Source organism: Actinomadura sp. NPDC023710, assembly GCF_040639875.1.
In the GTDB taxonomy this organism is placed as follows: domain Bacteria; phylum Actinomycetota; class Actinomycetes; order Streptosporangiales; family Streptosporangiaceae; genus Spirillospora; species Spirillospora citrea.
In genome coordinates this window covers 227,657-244,956 of record NZ_JBFAGB010000009.1, presented here as the reverse complement: position 1 = coordinate 244,956, position 17,300 = coordinate 227,657, and the positions used below count along the sequence as shown (strand labels likewise).

15 protein-coding genes are annotated in these 17,300 nt (G+C 71.2%); 8 read left to right on the top strand and 7 right to left on the bottom strand.

Going from position 1 to position 17,300, the window contains the following annotated elements; translation table 11 throughout:
- Positions 1 to 16 precede the first annotated feature (16 nt).
- The 5 genes from AB0H37_RS13460 to AB0H37_RS13440 all read left to right on the top strand — a co-directional run bounded on the left by AB0H37_RS13460 (position 17) and on the right by AB0H37_RS13440 (position 4,847).
- Entirely contained in the window at positions 17 to 934 is a 918-nt protein-coding gene (locus tag AB0H37_RS13460) for a hypothetical protein (protein WP_229810430.1), read from the top strand.
- 10 nt (positions 935 to 944) lie between these two features.
- On the top strand, positions 945 to 1,604 hold the full coding sequence (locus tag AB0H37_RS13455; RefSeq protein ID WP_360612685.1) for a DUF3841 domain-containing protein: 660 nt from the start codon (positions 945 to 947) through the stop codon (positions 1,602 to 1,604).
- Positions 1,605 to 1,667: 63 nt separating this feature from the next.
- Complete coding sequence (locus AB0H37_RS13450) at positions 1,668 to 2,174, top strand: hypothetical protein (protein WP_360612683.1); 507 nt, start codon at positions 1,668 to 1,670, stop codon at positions 2,172 to 2,174.
- A gap of 244 nt (positions 2,175 to 2,418) precedes the next feature.
- Positions 2,419 to 3,594, top strand: a complete 1,176-nt coding sequence (locus AB0H37_RS13445) for a glycosyltransferase family 4 protein (protein WP_360612681.1) — start codon at positions 2,419 to 2,421, stop codon at positions 3,592 to 3,594.
- Positions 3,573 to 4,847, top strand: coding sequence for an MFS transporter (locus tag AB0H37_RS13440; protein WP_360612679.1), 1,275 nt, complete (start codon positions 3,573 to 3,575; stop codon positions 4,845 to 4,847). The genes AB0H37_RS13445 and AB0H37_RS13440 overlap by 22 nt, the downstream gene beginning before the upstream one ends.
- On the opposite strand, the gene AB0H37_RS13435 is transcribed toward AB0H37_RS13440, so the two are convergent.
- Positions 4,840 to 6,306 (bottom strand): MFS transporter, encoded by a 1,467-nt coding sequence (locus AB0H37_RS13435; RefSeq protein ID WP_360612677.1) that lies wholly within the window; start codon positions 6,304 to 6,306, stop codon positions 4,840 to 4,842. The two genes, AB0H37_RS13440 and AB0H37_RS13435, sit on opposite strands and share 8 nt — an antisense overlap.
- Before the next feature lie 226 nt (positions 6,307 to 6,532).
- Between AB0H37_RS13435 and sigJ the strand changes: the two genes are divergently transcribed.
- The gene (sigJ, locus tag AB0H37_RS13430) at positions 6,533 to 7,441 is read left to right on the top strand and encodes an RNA polymerase sigma factor SigJ (protein WP_360612676.1); all 909 of its coding nucleotides are present in this window, start codon (positions 6,533 to 6,535) and stop codon (positions 7,439 to 7,441) included.
- A 172-nt stretch (positions 7,442 to 7,613) separates the two neighbouring features.
- Here sigJ and AB0H37_RS13425 read toward each other — a convergent pair whose 3' ends face one another.
- Positions 7,614 to 8,093 carry a carboxymuconolactone decarboxylase family protein gene (locus AB0H37_RS13425; RefSeq protein ID WP_329094552.1) on the bottom strand — a complete coding sequence of 160 codons (480 nt, stop codon included), beginning with the start codon at positions 8,091 to 8,093 and terminating at the stop codon, positions 7,614 to 7,616.
- A gap of 37 nt (positions 8,094 to 8,130) precedes the next feature.
- Positions 8,131 to 9,210, bottom strand: a complete 1,080-nt coding sequence (locus AB0H37_RS13420) for a dihydrodipicolinate reductase (protein WP_360612674.1) — start codon at positions 9,208 to 9,210, stop codon at positions 8,131 to 8,133.
- Positions 9,211 to 9,421: 211 nt separating this feature from the next.
- Between AB0H37_RS13420 and AB0H37_RS13415 the strand changes: the two genes are divergently transcribed.
- Positions 9,422 to 10,963, top strand: a complete 1,542-nt coding sequence (locus AB0H37_RS13415; protein ID WP_360612672.1) for a GMC oxidoreductase — start codon at positions 9,422 to 9,424, stop codon at positions 10,961 to 10,963.
- Positions 10,964 to 11,046: 83 nt separating this feature from the next.
- On the opposite strand, the gene AB0H37_RS13410 is transcribed toward AB0H37_RS13415, so the two are convergent.
- From AB0H37_RS13410 to AB0H37_RS13395, 4 genes are all read right to left on the bottom strand, one after another.
- Entirely contained in the window at positions 11,047 to 11,571 is a 525-nt protein-coding gene (locus tag AB0H37_RS13410) for a hypothetical protein (RefSeq protein ID WP_329094555.1), read from the bottom strand.
- A gap of 132 nt (positions 11,572 to 11,703) precedes the next feature.
- The gene (locus tag AB0H37_RS13405) at positions 11,704 to 13,047 is read right to left on the bottom strand and encodes a hypothetical protein (RefSeq protein ID WP_360612670.1); all 1,344 of its coding nucleotides are present in this window, start codon (positions 13,045 to 13,047) and stop codon (positions 11,704 to 11,706) included.
- Between the two features lie 80 nt (positions 13,048 to 13,127).
- Positions 13,128 to 14,363 carry an epoxide hydrolase gene (locus AB0H37_RS13400; protein ID WP_329094557.1) on the bottom strand — a complete coding sequence of 412 codons (1,236 nt, stop codon included), beginning with the start codon at positions 14,361 to 14,363 and terminating at the stop codon, positions 13,128 to 13,130.
- A 162-nt stretch (positions 14,364 to 14,525) separates the two neighbouring features.
- Positions 14,526 to 15,122, bottom strand: coding sequence for a 3'-5' exonuclease (locus tag AB0H37_RS13395; RefSeq protein ID WP_360612667.1), 597 nt, complete (start codon positions 15,120 to 15,122; stop codon positions 14,526 to 14,528).
- 317 nt (positions 15,123 to 15,439) lie between these two features.
- Between AB0H37_RS13395 and AB0H37_RS13390 the strand changes: the two genes are divergently transcribed.
- Positions 15,440 to 17,077: an ABC-F family ATP-binding cassette domain-containing protein gene (locus tag AB0H37_RS13390; protein WP_360612715.1), complete on the top strand. Its 1,638-nt coding sequence runs from the start codon at positions 15,440 to 15,442 to the stop codon at positions 17,075 to 17,077.
- Positions 17,078 to 17,300: the final 223 nt, after the last annotated feature.

Below are 17,300 nucleotides of genomic sequence, written 5' to 3'. Positions count from 1 at the left end.
CCAGTACTGTCTTCGCGTGGCTGTTTGGGCGAGGTTGAAGGCGCGCCCCGAGGAGGGGGCGAGCGGCGGGCGCCGCCGGCGCGGCGTCCGCTGGGCCGCGGTCCTGTGCGTCGTCGTGCTGCTGGTGGGCGTGGGCGTCTACGTGGCCTTCCAGCGAGCGCGCCCGTACCTGCACGGGTCCGGCTGCGAGGTGCGCACGAGCCTGGGCAAGATGCCGCTCGACCTGGAGCAGGGCGCGAACGCCGCCACCGTCGCCGCCGTCGCGTTCCGCAAGCAGCTCCCCGAACGCGCCGTGGTGATCGCCTACGCGACCGCGATCCAGGAGTCGCACATCCACAACCTGCCGAACGGCGACCGCGACTCGGTGGGCATGTTCCAGCAGCGCCCGTCCCAGGGCTGGGGCACGCCGGACAAACTCCGCGACCCCGTCCAGGCCACCAGCAAGTTCTTCGACGCCCTCGTCAAGGTCAAGGACTACCTCGACCGCGACCTGCACGACGCGGCGCAGAAGGTCCAGCGCAGCGCCGACGGCCGCGCCTACGCCCAGCACGAGCCCGACGGCAAGCTCCTCGCGACCGCCTTCACCGGCCGCGAGCCCGCCACGGCCCGCTGCTGGTACCCGCCCGACAAGAAGACGACGTCCCGCCGCCCCGAGGCCCTCCTGGAGATGCGCCGCGCCTTCGGCAGCCGCCTGAAGGTCGGCGGCCCCGGCCCCCTCAAGGCGGGCTCCCCGTCCGACCCGAAATCGTGGAACGCGGTCCAGGTCACCAACCCCCGCTCGGGCTGGGCGGTCGCGAGCTGGGCCGTCACCCACGCCCAGGCCTACGGCCTGACCGAAGTCCGCTACGCGGGCAAGCACTGGAAGTCCAACGCCGGCCACGACGGCTGGACCGCCGACGAACAAGCCGCCCAGACCACCGTCATCGTCCAGTAGCCCTCCGGGTGTGCACCCCTTTCCCGTTCGCGACGCCGAGCCCGAGCAGGCCGTGCCCGCCGGTCGGATGGGTTACGACCTCGACACGGAGCGGCTGCTGCTTCATACCGTCCAGTCGGCCGAGGCCTTCGAGGTCCTGCTCACGACGGGCACCCTGACGACGGACCCGGACCTGGCGGAGGCCGAGTTCAGGGACGCCTACGACTGGATCCACCGGATGATGGCGGCCCGCCTGCCGACCAGCGGCGAGGGCGCACTGTGGCTCTGGGCACGCACCCGCCGCAAGCATCTGGTCGACAGTTGCCGCCGATCGCGCGGCCAGGTACTGCTCACCTGCCGGGTCCCGCGCGAGCGGGTGCTCCTCTCACACTTCGACGAGTGGCATCTGGTCCTGAACAGGGCCCTGGGAATGCCGAGGCCGCCGGGCGAGTCCGAGGACGACGCCTTCGCCCGCTGGGAGGAGGCACAAGACGATTTCAACGCCCGTCTACGAGCAGCGGGACTGCGCGACGCCCCGATCCGAAACTGGACCCCCGACCTGCGGAACGAGATCGAGACCTCCTGGGAATGCATCCTCGACCGAGCCAACTACGGCCCGTCCGAGTGCTGGCAGGCCACCGTGCACGCCTTGAACACCAACGAAGTGGTGGAAGCGACCCGAATCACCTGAAGCGAGGGCGACCGCCAGGGCTCCGGAGCATGGGCTTGACATTCGCATTCTGCGGAACGGTTGGTGTACAACTTCGCCATGGATGCCGTGGACCTTCAGAAGCTGCTCGACAAGGTTTTCAAACAGGCCGTGGTCTATCACGGGTTTGTCGACTACATGCGCGACTATGAGGTCATCGTCCGCCCGTCCGGAGATCCTGTGACCGGCGTTCGTCCTGCCCATCTACGGTACCTGTTCCGGTATTGCGTTGAGGCCCGCTGCCAGACGACCCTGTCCGCTGACGCCTGGACGCAGTCGCTGGACGACCGTCTCACCGACTACCGGAGCGGCGTTGATATCTACGGCTATCTCTGGGGCGTGAAATGGCACGTCCTCTATCCTGGGGCGAGCGTGGTCGCCGAGTCGAAGTCGGCCGGTAAATGGACTGCGGCACTTGGAATCGACTTCCACGAGGTACGGATCGAGACCAACGCACTTGACCTGACGCTGGTGTTCTCCGACCTGCAGACGAGCGAAGTGCCGGCCGGCCACGCGCCATTCACTGTCGGCGAAGGCCCCGCGAGGCCGTAAGACGGCTCGACTGGACACGCCGCATCGGTGTCCGATGCCGAGCGGGGCCTTCGGCCGGTCACACCTCGTCCGTCTGGTCGCCCTTCGCTGCTTGTCACTCGTTTACCGTGCCATGAGCAACCTCTTCAAGACAGCACCCTTTCCTTTACCTTTGGACGGTTGTGCTGGTGACCTTGGTAAAGGGCATATCGACGAGTGGCCCGGGGGTTGGTTGGGGGGCGGCTGGGCGGGAAATCGTGGACGCATGGAGATACCACGGACGTTGGTGCTGACCGGGCATTTTCCACCGGAGCCCGGCGGGGTGCAGACGTTCACGTGGGAGTTGGTGCGGCGGCTTCCCGCCGACCGGCTGGTCGTCGTGGCGCCCGCGTGGCCGGGGGCCGCGGAGTTCGACGCCGATCTCGGGTTCCCCGTCGTCCGGCGGCACGCGTACCTGCTGTTCCGGGGGCTGCGGCGGCTCGTCGTGCGGCACCGGGTCGAGGCGGGGTGGATCACGGCGGCGGCGCCGTTCGGGATGTACGCGCCGCTGGTGCGGGCGGCCGGGGTGCGGTGGCTGGTCGGGTCCGCGCACGGGCAGGAACTGGGGTGGTTCCGTGCGCCGCCGACGCGGCTGGCGCTCAGGGCGGCGGCGCGGTCGTTCGACGTCCTCACCCATCTCAGCGCGACCACGCTGCCGGAGCTGACGGACGCCGTCGGCGACCGGACGCGGCTGGCGCGGCTCGCCGGGGCCGTGGACACCGTGCGGTTCCGGCCGGGGCTGGACGGGACGGCGGTCCGCCGCCGGCACGGCCTCGGCGACGGGCCGGTGGTGCTCAGCGTCGCGCGGCTCGTGCGGCGCAAGGGCCACGACATGCTGATCCGCGCGTGGGCGGACGTGGTGCGCCGGCGCCCGGACGCCCGGCTGGTGATCGTCGGGGACGGTCCGATGCGGCGCAGGCTCACCGAGATGGCGGACCGGGAGGTGCCCGGGACGGTCACGGTGACCGGGCCCGTCTCCGCGGCGGAGCTGCCGCGCTACTACGCCGCCGCCGACGTGTTCTCGCTGCCGTGCCGCGACGACCGGGCGGGGCTGCAGACCGAGGGGCTCGGCCTGTCGGTGCTGGAGGCGTCCGCGGCGGGGCTTCCTGTGGTGGTCGGCCGGTCCGGTGGCAGCCCCGAGTCCCTGATCGACGGCCGGACGGGGGTCCTGGTCGACGCCACCGGACCGGACGAGATCGCCCTGGCCCTGCACCGCCTGCTCGGCTCCCCCGCACGCGCCGCCGCGATGGGGGCCGCGGGACGGCGATGGACGTGCGAACGCTGGAGCTGGGACGCCGCCGCGGCCCGGCTCGCCGCCCTGCTGAAGGGCTCCGTCCTCGACGCGCCGCCCAAGCACGACACACCGGGGATGGAGCCCGCATGGGACTCAGGGAGCAGCTGAACAAGCGCGACTTCCGGCGGCTCATCGTCGGCCAGACGGTGTCCTCGTTCGGCGACTGGATGGGCACGCTGGCGCTGATGTACTTCGTGCTGGAGCTCAGCGACTCCACGACGGCGGTCGGCGGCGTCCTGGTGCTGCGGCTGCTCCCGTCCGCGCTCGGCGCGCCGGTGGCGGCGCGGGTGGTGACGCGGTGGCGGCGGCGGAGCGTGCTGATGTGGTCGACCCTCGTCCAGACGGGCATGGCGGTGGCGCTGCCGATCGTGCCGTGGCTGGTGTGGGTGTACTTCTGGGCCTTCATGATCGAGGTTGCGGGCCTGATCTTCCTGCCGGCCCGGGACGCGTCCATCCCGTTCCTCATCGAGGAGGAGGAGAACCGGCACGACACCGGCACGCTGGAGATCGCCAACGGCATCACGATGGCGACCTCGTACGGGATGATCCCGGTGGGGGCGGGCGCGTTCGGGCTGATCCTCTACTTCTCGCAGCACATCGGCCTGGAAGGCCACTGGCGCTACGTGGCGGTGTTCTGGCTGGACGCCCTGACCTACCTGGGCTGCTACTTCGCCATCCGCTCGATTCCCGATCTCGGTCCGGGGCCGGTCGAGCGGCGGGAGGTCGAGCGCAGCGAGCAGGAGGCGTCGCCCCGCGGTCTCCTCTCGGCGGTGCGGCTGCCCGTGGTGCGCGGCGTCCTGCCGGGGGTGGCGGTGGTGTCGCTCGGGCTGGGCGCGCTGTTCTCGCTGGGCGTGGTGTTCGTGCGGAACGTCCTGGCGGCGGGCCCGGTGGGGTTCGGGACGCTGGTGGTGCTGTTCGGGGTCGGCGCCCTCGTCGGGCTGCTGATCATCCACCGCAAGGTGCGGAACCTGGCGGTGCAGATCCGGGTCGGGACGGCCGTGCAGGGGGTGGTGATCTTCCTCATGGCCCTGCTGGGGACGGTGGCGTGGGCGTTCATCGGAGCCGTGCTGTTCGGCGCGGCGGCGACCAGTGCCCTGGTGGGCGGCATCACCTACCTTCAGGAGTCGCTCAGCGGCGTGAACCGGAACCTGGCCCTCACGGCCTTCCACGCCGTCCTGCGGTTCGGCCTGGCACTGGCCGCGCTGGTGGCGGGAGCCGCGGCCGACCTCCTGAGGAGGGCCGGCGCGGCTCCGCTCGGCTTGCCGCCGTCCCAGTTCGTGCTGGCGATGTCGGGGCTGATCGTCCTGTTCGGGGCGACCCTGATCCGGGTCCCCGGCGTGGGCGGCCTCTCCGCTAGGTGACCGGCACGGCGCCGGCCTTCCTCTCCGGCTCCGCCGCGGACGCCTCACCCCGGCTGTTGGCGGCGCGGAGGGCGACCACGGCCGCGGCGACCAGGAAGAGGGAACTGGCCAGCAGCGCCCGGGAGAACCCGCCGGTGAGCGCCTCGGGCACGGGCCTGTGGTCGGCCAGCAGGTCGTCCGTGCGGGACGTGGCGACCGCGGAGAAGATCGCCAGGCCGAGGGCGCCGCCGATCTGCTGGGAGGCGTTGAGCAGCGCCGCCGCGAGCCCGGCCTTGTCCGGCGGGACGTTGGCGTTGGCCGCGGTGGTGACGGCCACGAACGTGAAGCCGAGCCCGAACGAGGTGACCATCAGGCCGGGCAGCAGGTCGGCGAGGTAGTGGCCCTCCACCGGGATGCGCGACAGCAGGTAGATGCCGGCGGCCGCGAGCAGCAGCCCGGCGATCATCACCGGGCGCGTCCCGGCGCGTCCGATCAGCGGGGCGGACGCGCCCGCCGCGACGGCCACGCCGAAGCAGAGCGGCAGGTAGGCCGAGCCGGTCTCCAGCGGCGAGTAGCCGAGGACGTTCACCATGTACAGGCTGAGGAAGAAGAACATCGACAGGAACCCGGCGACGGCGACGAGCTGGGTGACGTCCGCGGCGGCCAGCCCCCTGATCCGGAAGATCGACAGCGGGAGCAGCGGGTTCCGGCTGCGCTCCTCGTTGACCAGGAACGCCAGCAGGAGCGCCGCCGCTCCGGCGAGGCCGCCGATCGTGCGGCCCGCGTCCCAGCCGACCTCCGGGGCCTTGACCAGGGTGAACACCAGCAGCAGCATGGCGCCGGTGACGAGGACGGTGCCGAGCGCGTCGAAGCCCGCGAGCCGGGCGGTGCGCCGGTCGCCCTCGACGAGCAGGAACAGCCCGGCGATGACGATCACGCAGACGGGGACGTTCACGAGCATCACCCAGCGCCAGCCGGGCCCGTCGGTGAGCAGCCCGCCGAACAGGACCCCGGCGGCCGACGCGCCGCCGCCGACGCCGCCCCACACGCCGAGCGCCTTGCCGCGGTCGCCGCCCTCCTTGAAGGTGGTCGTCAGGATCGACAGCGTGCCCGGCAGCATCAGCGCCGCGCCCGCGCCCTGGGCGAGCCGCGCCGCGATGAGCGTCCCGGACGTGGTGGCGAGCCCGCCCGCGATCGACGACAGCGAGAACAGCACGGTGCCCGCGACGACGACCCGGCGGCGTCCGAGCAGGTCGGCGAGCCGTCCGCCGAGCAGCATGAACCCGCCGTAGGTGAGCAGGTAGCCCGACGGCACCCACTGCAGGTCCTGGACGGAGAAGTCCAGGTCGGCGCGGATCGCGGGCAGCGCCACGTTGACGATCGAGGCGTCGATGAAGTCCAGGAACGCGATGGCGCACAGCAGGGTCAGGGTGAGCTTGCCGCGTCCCGTCGCGAGGAAGGACGGAGGGGATTCGGTCATGGAGACCTCCGGTCGGTGGACCCGCGTCGGCGACCGCCGGGCGCGGGGAGCGCAGAGGGCCCTTCGGGTTCCCCTGGCTGATTCGTTCCGCGACCCATGAGCGGATCCGGGGGCGGGAGTGTGACGCGGCGCGGCGCCAATGAGGTCCAGGTCACACTTCGTCCGCGGATGTCACATTCCGGGGCCCGTCCTCCCTCTGAGGGGGGAGCGCACAGGAGGCCGAACCATGTCCGAGGGGACCACGGACGACACCGCGACGCGGGTGTTCGCCGATCACCGGGAGCTGCTGTTCTCGGTGGTCTACAACATGATCGGGAGCGTCGCCGACACCGAGGACGTCCTGCAGGACACGTGGCTGGCGTGGGCCTCCCGCAGCGCCGCCGGGGCCCCCGGGGAGATCGAGAACCCGCGCGCCTACCTGGTGCGGATCGCGGTCAACACGGCGCTGTCGCGGCAGGCCGCGATCAGCCGCCGCCGCGAGACGTACGTGGGGCCGTGGCTGCCCGAGCCGCTGGTGGTCCGGGACGACGTGAACGAGTCCACCGAGCGCACCGAGGCGGTCTCGATGGCGCTGCTGGTCGTCCTGGAGACGCTCACGCCGCTGGAACGGGCGGTGTTCGTCCTGCACGAGGTCTTCGGCTACGCGCACACCGAGATCGCGCCGATCCTCGACCGCAGCCCGGCGGCGGTCAGGCAGCTCGCGCACCGTGCCCGGGAGCACGTGCACGCCCGCCGCCCCCGCTACCAGGCGGACCCGAAGGTGCAGCGGCAGGCGACGGAGCGGTTCCTCCAGGCCGCCCTCGGCGGCGATCTGGACGCGCTGATGGACATCCTCGCGCCGGACGTGACGCTGTGGACGGACGGCGGCGGCAAGTCCAAGGCCACGGCGGCCCTGCGTCCCATCCACGGGGCCGACCGGGTGGCGCGCGCCATCACCGGGACGACCGCCCGCAGGCCCATGGAGCTGGACATCATCTACCGCACCGTCAACGGCGACCCGTCAGCGGTGCTGTTCAACGAGGACGCGCCGTTCGCCGTCATGGTCCTCGACCTGGACCCGGACGGCCATCGCGTCCGCGGCGTCTACGCCGTCACCAACCCTGACAAGCTGACCCATATCGAGGAGGACGGCTGACCCCGCTCCGCACCGCCCGGCGGCGGCCGGGAGGCTTGATTCCTACTAAAGAAGTCGGAATAGTTGACTATCATGGAGGGCCGTGATTCGCTGAGTTCTGGGTCCGAAGGGGTTCGCGGTTCCGCCCGGAGACCAGGGCCCGGTGCGGGGTGGCACCGGGCCCGTCTCCGGTTCAGGGACGGGGCAGGACGCACATGGCGTCGAGGCCGAGGACGCGGTTGAGGCGTCCGAAGGCCAGCCAGGAGCCGATGCACATGCTCAGCTCCACGATCTCCGCCTGGGTGTAGCGGGCGGACATCCGGGTCCAGAAATCCTCGTCCAGCCCGTGGTGGTCGAGGACGTAGCGCTCGGCGTACTCGGCGGCCAGGCGGGTGCGGTCGTCGAAGGCGCCGGTGGTGCGCCATTCGGTCACCGCGTCGGCGAACCCCTCCTCGACCTTCTCGCCGTCGCGGTCCGTCCGCCAGTCGAGGCAGAACAGGCAGCCGTTGAGCTGGGCGACGCGCAGCCGGGCCGCCTCGAACTCGCGGAGTCCGAGGGTGGTGTGCGCGTAGACGGCGAGGGAGAGGTTCGAGGCGGCGGGGCCGATGCCCGGCACCATCTCGCCCCACACGTACTGGATCGGGTCCTTGCCCTCGGGGATCTCGATGTTCACGGGCCTGCCCTTCTGATGCCGCCTCTGATGACGCCGCTCACGACGCCGTCCTGCCGAGTCTGCCCACGGCGGGACGGACGGGAACGTCGAGCGCGTCGTAGAGCCCCGGTTCGGCGTCCACGAGCCAGTCGATGGCGTTCACCAGGCGCCCGGCGGCGGTGGCGTTCCCTCCGGCGGCGCGGTTGCCGTGCTCGTCGGTGGCCTCGACGGTGACCTCGATCCGCGGGACGCCCTCGATGACCACGCGGTGGGCGCCGTCGCCGTCCGGGGGCACGGGCCAGTCGGGCGCGCAGGACGGGTGGATGCGCGTGACGTGCTCGACGACGATGCGGGGCTCGCCCGCCACGATGCCCTGGACCTCGAACCGCACCGCGCCCTGCGTGCCCTTCTCGAACTCGCCCATGGACGCGGTGGTGATCGTGGCGTCGAGCGGGCGCCGGTCCACGGTCTCGCGGATCTCGTCCAGCTCGGCGCCGAGGGCGCGGGCCATCAGCCTGACCTGGCCGCCCCACACCATGGTCGGGACGGTCGCGGCGAGCATCGGCGGCTCGTAGTCCATCGGCTGGCCCATGCCGACCAGGTACCGGACGGAGTCGGGCTGGTCGTAGGTGGAGTAGTCGAAGATCTCCTGGCAGCGGACGACGTCGATCGTGCCGGCGAGGCCGCTGACCAGCAGCGGCAGGACGTCGTTGCCCCACCCGGGGTCGACGCCGGAGGCGAACAGGGAGCCGCCGCCCTCGGTGATGGCGTCCAGCACCTCCGCGCGCATCTCGGGCGGCGCGCCGCGCTGGTCGTAGAGGGCGTAGAGGGCGGGGGTGACGACGACGGCCCCGGCGCGGATCGCCGTGAGGACGTCGGCGAGCGCGTCGTCCGGCCGGATGTCGCCCGACGCCGCGTACACGACGGCCTGCGGGCGGGCGGCGAGCACGGCGCCCGCGTCGGCGGTCGCCGCGACGCCCAGGTCGCGGCCGAGGCCGGCGAGGTCGCCCGCGTCCCGTCCGACCTTGGCGGGATCGTGGACGATCACGCCGGTCAGCCGGAGCGCCGGATGCGCCTCGACGGAGCGGACGGCCAGCCGTCCCATGTTGCCGGTACCCCAGACGACCACGGAGATCATGCGCGGAATGTACCAGGTCCCAAGCAAGCACTTGGTAGTCCACATGTGGACACGAAAAACTCTCAGGTAGCTCGTGACGCGGCTCACATTTGCATATAGAACACGTTCTAACTTCACGAGTGAGGGAGGTCACATGCGTGACTCCACCCCGTCCCTTAGCGTGTCCCGTCGCGGCTTCATCGTTGGAACCGGTTCTATCGTCGGGCTGGGCATGCTCGGTCGGACCGGCGCCGCGGCGGCCCCGGTGCCGGCGCCGATCCCCAACGGCGCCCGCGTCCCCGTCCTCGTCATCGGCACCGGGTACGGCGGCTCGGTCGCCGCGCTGCGCCTCGCCCAGGCGGGCGTCGACGTCCACATGGTCGAGATGGGCATGACCTGGGACACCCCGGGTTCGGACGGCAAGATCTTCTCGGGCATGAGGTCGCCGGACTACCGGGCCTACTGGCTCCGGACGCGGACCAAGCAGCCCCTCAGCAACTTCCTCGGCTTCCCGATCGACAAGGACGTCCCCAAGTACACCGGGATCCTGGACGCCGAGGACTTCGGCGGCATCCTCGTCTACCAGGGCCGCGGTGTCGGCGGCGGCTCCCTGGTCAACGGCGGTATGGCGGTCACGCCGAAGCGGTCGCGGTTCAGTTCCGTCCTGCCCTCGGTGAACGCCGACGAGATGTACAACGTCTACTACCCGCGCGCCAACGCCGGGCTGGGCGTCAACGAGATCGACCGGGCCTGGTTCGACACCACCGACTGCTACCAGTACGCGCGGGTCGGACGTAAGCACGCCCAGCGCTCGGGGTTCGAGTTCGTCTACGTCCCGAACGTCTACGACTTCAACTACATGAAGCAGGAGGCGGCCGGCGCCGTGCCGAAGTCGGCGCTCAACGCCGAGATCCTCTACGGCAACAACTACGGCAAGAAGTCACTCCAGAAGACCTACCTGGCGCAGGCCAAGGCCACGGGCCGGGTCGCCATCTCGGCGCAGCACCGGGTGACGTCGGTGTCGCCCGCGTCCGGCGGCGGGTACACGGTCGCCATCGAGCAGATCGACACGACCGGCGCCGTCGTGGCGACCAAGACGGTGACCGCCGGCCGGGTGTTCTTCGCCGCCGGCAGCGTCGGCACCAGCAAGCTGCTGGTCAAGCTGAAGGCGACCGGTGCGCTGCCCAACCTGAACGGCGAGATCGGGAAGGGCTGGGGCGACAACGGCAACGTCATGGTCGGCCGCGCCAACCACCTGTGGGACCCGACCGGCAGCCTCCAGTCGGGCATGCCGACCGGCGGCATCGACAACTGGGACGCCGGCGGCGCGTTCGCCGAGGTCGCGCCGCTGCCGACCGGGATCGAGACGTACGCCTCGTTCTACCTGTCGATCACCAACACCCCGCACCGGGCCCAGTTCTCCTGGAACGCCTCCGCGGGACGGGTCGACCTCGACTGGCAGACCGCCTGGAAGCAGTCCAGCATCGACATGGCCAAGTCGATCTTCGACAAGATCAACAGCAGGGAGGGGACGATCTACCGGACCGACCTCTTCGGCACCTACAAGATCTGGGGCGACCACCTCACCTACCACCCGCTCGGCGGCGCCGTCCTGAACAGGGCGACCGACAACTACGGCCGGCTGCACGGCCACCCCGGCCTCTACGCCATCGACGGCTCGCTCATCCCGGGCAACACCAGCGTGAACCCGTTCGTCACCATCACCGCCCTCGCCGAGCGCAACATCGAGAAGATCATCGCCACCGACCTGTGATGATCCGCCGGGATCCGGCCACGGGCGCGTGTGGCCGGAACCCTCTACGGGCAGGCGGGCAGGCGGGCAGGCGGGCAGGCGGCTCACCGCCGCACCGCGCCGTACAGCGATCCCGCGAGCAGCGTGACACCCGACAGGGCGCCGCTGACGAAGGGGATCCACTCCGCGGACGACACCGCAGCCATGATCATTCCGGCTGCTCCGAGACCGGTCAGCACGACCCCCGGCACCGCGATGGCGCCCCTCTTCCACACCCGTGCCAGCACGACGAAATGCAGGCCGACGATCAGCGCGATCCAGGCGACATTGATCTCCTGCGGCGCGTCCAGCGCCCTCAGCCCGGCGATCCCGCCGAAGATCAGCGCGAACTCCGCGAGCACCACGAGCCCGAACCGCGGCCCGAACCACCCCGGCCGCGCGTCGCCGCGCCCCGTCCCCTCGCGCCGGTCCCCGCGAAAGCCGATCACCAACACCGCGATCAGGCACAGCACCGCCAGGATTCGCATCGCGATCCCGGCGGCCCCCGGCAGGGGCTCTCCCGAGTTCGCGAGCACAAAAGCCGTACCGAAACTGGCACCAACCAACAAACCAAGCAATTGCGGCGACACGCGGAGCAGCCTACTGCCGGCGCGCTGCCAGGCGGACGGCCGCCCGCCTGCGCTTCGCCGCGTCCGTCGGCCGGTCACAGCCCTGTGATGATCCGCCGGGATCCGGCCACGGGCGCGGGTGGCCGGAACCCTCTACGGGCAGGCGGGGAACAGCCGCCGCGTCCCCGTCCCGGCCGCGTAGGCGGCGGGATCGCTGAACCGGCAGCCGTAGTCGGGACGCGCCACCTCTGACGGCCTCGTGGTCACATCACCCGCGGGCCGCGCGCCCCCGTCGATCCAGCGGACGAGATCGTCCCAGGCCGTGCCCGCTTCCGCGTTCGAGAACTCGCAGTGCTGGGTCGTGCGGACGGCCCGCTGGACGAGCAGCCGCGCCCGGTGGTTCCGCGCGACGTCCCTCGCGTACGCCTGCTCCATGGAGAACGGGACGAACAGATCCCCCAGCCCGTGCAGGCTCAGGACCGGGACGTCCGGACGCCCGTCGATGCGCGGCACCTGGGAGAGCCGGTTCGACAGCCGCGCCCGCGGGTTCTCGACCCGCACCCGCTGGACCGTCCTGTTCACGTCCACCGGCCTGTTCGGCTCGTACCGGGTGAACAGGTTCGTCCCCACCTGGCCCGGATCCTCGGCGAGGGTGGCGTCCGGGTCGGACGGCTCGGCCAGCGTGAAGGGGAAGTCCTTCCACAACGCGAACGACGGCACGGCGCCGGGACGCGTCCCGCCCGTCCGGTTGATGACGATCGAGCGGAACTGCTTCCCGCGCTCGTTCGTCGTGTCCGGCCCGCCCGGCCGCAGCGCGGTCAGCCCGAGCGCCGCCTCGATCTTCGGGACGGTCACCGTCGCGTACTGCTCGGTGACCGGGTACTCGCGGACGCCGGACAGGTCCTGGGCGACGAGGTTGTAGTCGAGGAAGTAGTCGAACAGCTCGTTGTCGCCGAGAACTCCGCACATGGGAAGCGCGCCGTCGTAATAGCCGGGGAATTGCTCCAGGGAGCGCCCGATGATGTGCCCGCCCATGGAAACACCGGTGATGATGCGCTGCCGGGGGCGTCCCACTTTGCGGGCGAACAACTCGGCCACGTCCCGAGTGCTCAGCACGCCCGCGCGGACGTCGTAGCCGTTGTCGTAGTAGGACGACGCGGCCCATGCGTATCCCTGGTCGAGCAGGCGTTGCCTCAGGCCGTACGGCGGCGGCTCCACCGTGAGCACGCGACCCTGACCTGCGTATCCGTGGGCCCAGAGCGCCAGCCTGCCGTTCCACTGCGGCGGCACCTCGATGTCGTAGGCCGCATGGCGGTGGACGCCCTGGAGCACCCGTGACGGTTTCCCGTGCACCGGGACGGGCGGCAGCGGCGGATTGTCGATCGTGTATCCGGGGAGCGGCTGGTCGTCGGGAACGCGGTCGGCGCGGGCCGCGCCCGCCGGGACGAGCACCGACAGGACGAGAGCGGAGAGAACGGCCAGGGGGCGGAGGCGCATGGTGCGCATTACATACCGCCCGGTCGGTCAGTGGAATGGCGAGACCGGATCCGGCCTCGCCTTCACGAAGGCGGGGTCGTTCAGGGCCTGCGGCCGTGGAAGGTGCGGCGCAGGTCGCTCACCCAGGCGTCGGGGTTCTCCCAGGGGATGAAGTGGCCGCCGTGGTCGTGGGCGTTGACGTTGACGTGGTTGAACCAGTCGGCCTGCGGGCCGTTCTTGAACGCCCGGACGCGCTCGTCGGCGGTGTGGACGCCGGGCGGGTTCTCGTAGGTGACGAAGGTGAGGCCGACCGGGGCCTGCACGACCGGGGTGCGGTCGTGGGCGGGGGCCCAGGGGTAGCGGTTGGCGTTGGCGTAGTAACGCATGGACGTGGCGATGGAGTTGTTCACCCAGTAGATCGTGGCGTGGGTGAGCAGGTCGTCCTTGGTGAAGACGGACTCGACGTCGCCGCCGTTGTCGCTCCAGGCGTTCCAGCGCTCCAGCAGCCAGGCGAGCAGTCCGGCGGGTGAGTCGCTCAGTCCGTGGGCCAGGGTGGCGCCGTCGAGCATGTGCACGGTCAGGTGGGACGCCGAGCGGTGGTCCATCTCGATGATGCGGGCGCGGACTTCGGCGGGCTGGTCGTCGGTGAGGGGACGGTTCCGGGCGAAGTCCCAGGCGCGGGGCCCGGTGAAGAAGTCGAGCGGCAGCCCGGAGCCGATGTGGATGCCGTACAGCTCGTCGGCGTACTTGTGGCCGAGCTGGCTGGTGACGATCCCGCCGATGTCGCAGCCCCCGGCGGCGTACTTCTCGTATCCCAGGGTCTCGGTCATCAGGGTGTGCCAGAGGTCGGAGACCTTCCAGAAGTTGACGTCCGGAAAGCCCGTGAGCGGGCCGGGGAAACCGAAGCCGGGCAGGGACGGCACGATGACGTCGAACGCGTCGGCGGGGTCACCGCCGAACGCGGCCGGGTCGGCGAGCGGGTCGATCACCTTCGACCAGTGCCAGAACGTCCACGGCCAGCCGTGGGTGAGGATCAGCGGGATCGGGCGAGTCCCGCGGCCGGGCTTGCGCATGAAGTGCACCGGTACACCGGCGACGTCCACCTGGAAGTGCTCGTAGGCGTTGATGGCGGCCTCGGCCTTGCGCCAGTCGTAGCCGTCCCGCCAGTAGGAGACCAGCCCACGGAGATAGCCGTCCGGGACGCCGTAGGACCAGTCCGCATTCCCCTCGTCCAGCGGCGGACGGGTCAACGCGAGGCGGGCGCGCAGATCATCAAGGACCTCATCGGCCACATGGATCGGCGTGGGCTCCAAGGGGAAGTCGTGCGGGGCGGTCATAGCGTGTTTCCTCACTGATGGACGGAAGCAGTGCCGTTGGCCTGTTGGTGCTTGTTCAGCGACGCCGGCGGCACCGACAACATGCTGTCCCCGGCCCTTCACCTGCGCAACCAGGAGATGAGCCTGCGCGACATCGGCAAGCGCCCCGCCACCCGGTCGCGATCACAGCCCGCCGTTGGGCTGGGGCGCGTCCTCGTCCGAGCCGGGCCGGCCCTCGCCGGAAGTGACTCTGAGGATCAGTGCGGCGATGTTCCAGGCGTCGTCGACTCCGCTGTGGTGACGGCCCTCCAGGGGAAGGCCGGCGTGGTCCAGCGCCGCGCTCATGCCCAGCTTCCGGTTGAGGCCGAAGTAGTCGGTGAAGGCTTGTTTGGCGTTGGTGTGCCGCGAGCCGAACGGGTAGGAGACCCGCCCGCCCGAACACTGACGCTCGAACTGCTTGCGGTCGTAGTCACCCCAACTCGCCCAAGCGCGTGACCTCGACCGATGTTCCCGTTCCAGGAGGGCGCACGCCTCCCGGAATTCGACACCGCCCTCGACTTCCGCCTGGGTCAACCCGGTCAGCTCAGTGCAGAAGGCGCTGACCGCAGACCGGACGGGACGGACCAGGATGCGGTGCTTGGCCACCCGCCGCCGCGACTCCACGTCCACGACGCACAGCCCGATCTCGATGATCTCGCTGACCTGACCAGGCGGCGGCCGCCCGTCCCAGCAGGTCGCCTCCACATCGACGACATTGAGAAACCGCCCAAAACTCTCCATGACCAAGCGACGCTATAGGCGGCACCCGCGCCTGGCGACCGATTTCTCACCGCCCGGAACGCTGTGGCTCTGACGAACGCGTCCATCTGCCCCCGTGCTTATTCGCTGGAAGGCCCAGGGTCGGGCCAGGTAGCGTGAGCGGCATGGCACGAGGCATCTGGTCGCAGAAGGTCCGCAGCGCCCGCTGACGGCGGCGCCTTCTCCCTTTCTGAATCCGCGCTCGCCGTCCCGGTTCCCGCCGGGCGGCCGTTCGCCGCTGCCCGGCTCCACTGCGAGCTGCGGAGCACCTGTTGAGCCTCACCCCGATTCCCGAGAGCATGCCCCTGCCCGTCCCGGCGGGCGACAGCGCGCACATCCGCGCCCAGGACGTCGCGGTCACCCGCGGGTCGCGGCGTGTGCTGCACGACGTGTCGGTCACCGTCTCGGCCCGGTCCCGGATCGCCATCGTCGGCGAGAACGGCCGCGGCAAGACGACGCTGCTGCACGTCCTCGCCGGCCTGATCCAGCCCGATGAGGGCACCGTGCACCGCGCCGGCACGATCGGCCTGGCCCGCCAGGAGCTGGCGGCGCACGGCGGCGAGACCGTCGGCACCCTGACGTCCGCCGCGCTGGCCGCGCCGCTCGCGGCCCTCGCCGCGCTGGACGAGGCGACCGCGGCCGTGACCGCCGGTGATCCGACCGCCGACGACCGCTACGCCGCGGCGCTGGAGGCCGCCACCCGGCTCGACGCCTGGGACGCCGAACGCCGCGTCGACGTCGCCCTCGACGCCCTCGGCGCATGCACGGACCGCGACCGCCGGTTGACCACGCTGTCGGTCGGGCAGCGCTACCGGGTGCGGCTGGCCTGCCTGCTCGCCGCTCGGCACGACGTGCTGTTGCTCGACGAGCCGACCAACCACCTCGACGCCGGGGGGCTGGACTTCCTGACCCGCCGGCTCCGTGAGCACGACGGCGGCCTCGCCGTCGTCAGCCACGACCGGGCGCTGCTCCGCGACGTCGCCGACCGGTTCCTCGACCTCGACCCCAGCCGGGACGGCACGCCACGGCTGTACGCCGGCGGCTATGACGCCTGGCAGGACGCACGGCGCAGCGAGCGTGAGCGCTGGGAACAGGACTTCGAGCAGCAGCAGGCCGAGCACCAACGGCTGCACGACGCGGTGTCCAGGGCCCGCGACCGGTTGTCCACCGGCTGGCGGCCGGACAAGGGCACCGGCAAGCACCAGCGCCAGTCCCGCGCCCCGGGCGTCGTTCAGGCCCTGAACCGGCGGCAGGACGCCCTTGAGGCGCACCGCATCGACGTGCCGGAGCCGCCGCCGACCTTGCGATGGCCTGACCTCGGCATCCGAGCGCGAACACCACAACTGCGGGCCCATGACGTCACCGTCGAGGGGCGACTGGCCGCGCCGATCGACGTCACCCTCGACGGCGGCGACCGGCTGCTCGTCACCGGGCCCAACGGTGCCGGGAAATCCACGCTGCTCGCGGTGCTGGCCGGTTCCCTCCAACCCACGCACGGACGCCTCTGGAGAGCGAACGACACCCGAGTCGCCCTGATCTCGCAGGAGACCACCGAGCACGACCCTGAACTCACCGCCCGCGAGGTGTACGCCCACCATGTGGGGCGGCTGGTGGCCCGCGCCGCGCTGCGCGACGCCGACATCGTCCCGCTCGGGGCGCTCGGGCTCCTGGACTCCGCTGCGATGCGCACGCCGACCGCGCGGCTGTCGCAGGGCCAGCAGCGGCGCCTCGACCTGGCCCTCGCGCTGGCCGAGCGACCCGGCCTGATCCTGCTCGACGAACCGACCAACCACCTGTCGTCGGCGCTGGTCGACGAGCTGACCGACGCGATCCGCGCCACCAGCGCCGCCATCGTCGTCGCCACCCACGACCGGCAACTCCTGAGAGACCTCGCCGACTGGCCGCGCCTCGACATCGAACGCCCCGAAGGCCGATGAAGATCTTGCTGGGGTGGTGCGGCCGACCGGCCGCACCACCCCGCGGCCGACCGGCCGGCGGGATCGAGTGTCCAGGTACGCGTCGCTCAGATGGCCGATGGAAGTGCGTGGGGCCGGGTGATCGTCGGCGCGGGGTCACGGTTCGCGGACACCCCCGCCACTCCCACGAGCATCCAGATCGTCCCCGTCGGACCACGGACTCGCAGGTCGGGTTCGAGGCGGC

What these genes read in the sequence shown, in the direction of transcription:
- AB0H37_RS13440 (WP_360612679.1), top strand. Translation starts at nt 3,573, where the DNA reads ATGGGACTCAGGGAGCAGCTGAACAAGCGCGACTTCCGGCGGCTCATC.
- AB0H37_RS13445 (WP_360612681.1), top strand. Translation starts at nt 2,419, where the DNA reads ATGGAGATACCACGGACGTTGGTGCTGACCGGGCATTTTCCACCGGAG.
- sigJ (WP_360612676.1), top strand. Translation starts at nt 6,533, where the DNA reads ATGTCCGAGGGGACCACGGACGACACCGCGACGCGGGTGTTCGCCGAT.
- AB0H37_RS13405 (WP_360612670.1), bottom strand. Translation starts at nt 13,047, where the DNA reads ATGCGCCTCCGCCCCCTGGCCGTTCTCTCCGCTCTCGTCCTGTCGGTG.
- AB0H37_RS13390 (WP_360612715.1), top strand. Translation starts at nt 15,440, where the DNA reads ATGCCCCTGCCCGTCCCGGCGGGCGACAGCGCGCACATCCGCGCCCAG.
- AB0H37_RS13400 (WP_329094557.1), bottom strand. Translation starts at nt 14,363, where the DNA reads ATGACCGCCCCGCACGACTTCCCCTTGGAGCCCACGCCGATCCATGTG.
- AB0H37_RS13395 (WP_360612667.1), bottom strand. Translation starts at nt 15,122, where the DNA reads ATGGAGAGTTTTGGGCGGTTTCTCAATGTCGTCGATGTGGAGGCGACC.
- AB0H37_RS13415 (WP_360612672.1), top strand. Translation starts at nt 9,422, where the DNA reads ATGCTCGGTCGGACCGGCGCCGCGGCGGCCCCGGTGCCGGCGCCGATC.
- AB0H37_RS13435 (WP_360612677.1), bottom strand. Translation starts at nt 6,306, where the DNA reads ATGACCGAATCCCCTCCGTCCTTCCTCGCGACGGGACGCGGCAAGCTC.
- AB0H37_RS13420 (WP_360612674.1), bottom strand. Translation starts at nt 9,210, where the DNA reads ATGATCTCCGTGGTCGTCTGGGGTACCGGCAACATGGGACGGCTGGCC.